This is a genomic window from Candidatus Protofrankia californiensis, assembly GCF_900634765.1.
In the GTDB taxonomy this organism is placed as follows: Bacteria; Actinomycetota; Actinomycetes; order Frankiales; family Frankiaceae; genus Protofrankia; species Protofrankia californiensis.
Genome location: NZ_CAAAFT010000063.1, coordinates 1784 through 3993, shown reverse-complemented (window position 1 = coordinate 3993; position 2210 = coordinate 1784). Strand labels below are relative to the sequence as shown.

1 protein-coding gene is annotated in these 2210 nt (G+C 68.9%); it reads left to right on the top strand.

The features are described from left to right. Positions 1-247 precede the first annotated feature (247 nt). Positions 248-2161, top strand: coding sequence for a serine/threonine-protein kinase (locus DD1DGNOD_RS27720; RefSeq protein ID WP_206442929.1), 1914 nt, complete (start codon positions 248-250; stop codon positions 2159-2161). The last annotated feature ends 49 nt before the right edge of the window (positions 2162-2210 follow it).

The following is a 2210-nucleotide window of genomic DNA, read 5'->3' as shown; positions in this document are numbered from 1 at the left end:
CCCGATGTCCGCCGGGCCCGATCCCGCGATCGACAACGGGACTGGACCCGGCGGGGACGGATGGTAGGCCAAGCCCGCGGAATCGTTCCGGCCGGCTGTGCCAGTTCGGGGCGGATACGCCACCATCTACCGTTCTCAGCCGCTCTTACCCGACTCACCCAGTGTCACATGGAGTGTCGGTTTCGCCCCCAAGGACCTGGAGATGATGGGATAGGCATGGTTTCTCCGGGGGAAGGGGGCTCCTGCCATGCAGAAGCTGGGCTCTGGCTACGTCCTGCACGAACCGATCGGCCGAGGCGCGTTCGGTCAGGTCTGGCGAGGATCCACCGTCGACGGCGACCGTCCGGTCGCGGTGAAGGTGCTGCGTGGAGAGCTCGCCGACGACCCCGAGGTGGTCGCCAGATTCGTCCAGGAACGGTCTGTGCTGCTCGGCTTCAGTGATCCGCACCTTGTCACCGTCCGGGACCTCGTCGTCGAGGGAGACACGCTCGCGATCGTCATGGATCTCGTCAACGGCGTCGACCTGCGCGTCTATCTGCGCGAACGCGGAAAGCTGGAGCTGACCGCGGCGGTCGCCCTGACCTGCCAGGTACTGCGTGCGCTGAAAACCGTGCACGCGGCCGGCATCGTCCACCGTGACCTCAAACCCGCCAACGTGCTCGTCGACGTCACCGATCCCGACGATCCACAGGCCCGCCTGACCGACTTCGGCGTTGCCCGGCTGGCACACGGGCCGTCCCTGACCCGCCTCACCGGGATGATCGGGACGCCGATGTACATGGCGCCGGAACTGGCACACCGTGAACACGCACAACCTCCGGCCGACATCTACAGCGCGGGAATCATGCTGTACGAACTCCTCGCCGGCAACCCACCGTTCTCGGCGCCACACCCGGTCGCGCTCCTGCGTGCCCACATGGAGGATGCGCCGAAACCCATACCGGGCCTGCCACCGGCGCTGTGGGACGTGATCGCCCGGATGCTCGCCAAGGCGCCGGCCGACCGTCCCACGGCGGACGCGGCCGAGCGTGCGCTGGCAGAGCTGGCAACATCCGGATTTCAGCCTGTGGTCGTGCCCGCCGTCCCCGGACCGGACGGTGTCGGGCTGGACGGTGTCGGGCTGGACGGCCCTGAACTCACCGGCGCCGGCACGGACAGGGACGCGACCGCGGTGCTGCCCGGGGATGCGACGATCGTGGCCCCGCGCCGAGCGAGCGTCGTCGCCACGCCCGGGGCCGTGCTGCCGGTCGACCGCTCCTGGAGCACCCCGGCGCACGCAGCCCCGGACGTCAGCCAGGCCCCCACCGCACTTGCCCACGTAAAATCGCTCACCGGCACGACGTCCGCACAGGCAGGGGCATCCTCCCCACCTCCGCCGCCGTTCGGGGTGCAACCGATCGCCCAGCGGCCGGACGATGCCTACGGCGGGCCGGCACGACCGGACGGATACCGGCGGGTTCCCAGAGCTGTCATTGTCGCGGTCGCCGCGGTCACGTTGCTGGCCGTGGGTGCCGGCATCCTGCTGCTGACCGGCAACGACGACAACGAGGCAACCGTCAGTGCGCGCCCGGCGTCGACGTCGAACAGCGCCGCGACAACGCAGGCGCCCAGTCCCACCGCAATCCCGACGACGCAGAGCCCGACGCCGGGGCCGGCGCCGGCATCCACCCCACCATCTGACAAGATCCCCGCGGCACAGGCAACCGCCGCCGGCACCGGTTCGGGCAGCACCGGCGGTTCGGGAGATACAACTGGCACCGAGGGGCGGGCACCGGCCGCCAGGCGGTCCACAGCGGCGGCACCAGCAGCCGCACCAGCACCGAAGAGCTACGACATGCCATCCGGGTTCCTGGGCTCATGGTCCGGGACGGTCAGTCAACCCGACTCGACGTCATACACGGTGAAGATCACGCTCACCAACGGTGACATCGGACAGAATGTGGGACGGGCGTCCTACCCGGAACTCGGCTGCATAGCCGATCTCTATCTGACCGACGTGGCGGGCTCGACGATCCGGGTGCAGGGCCGGCTGGTGGTGAATTCGTACAACAACTGCGTGGCGGCAACACTTGATCTCGGTCTGCGGTCGAGTTCGTCGATGAACTACCTTGCGCAGTCGCCGGGATTCTCAGGCGGCGCCAGCGCGGTCCTCTACCGCTGAACGATCGCACCGCCTTCGGCCACGATCCCTCTTCGCAGGGCCTCTCTTC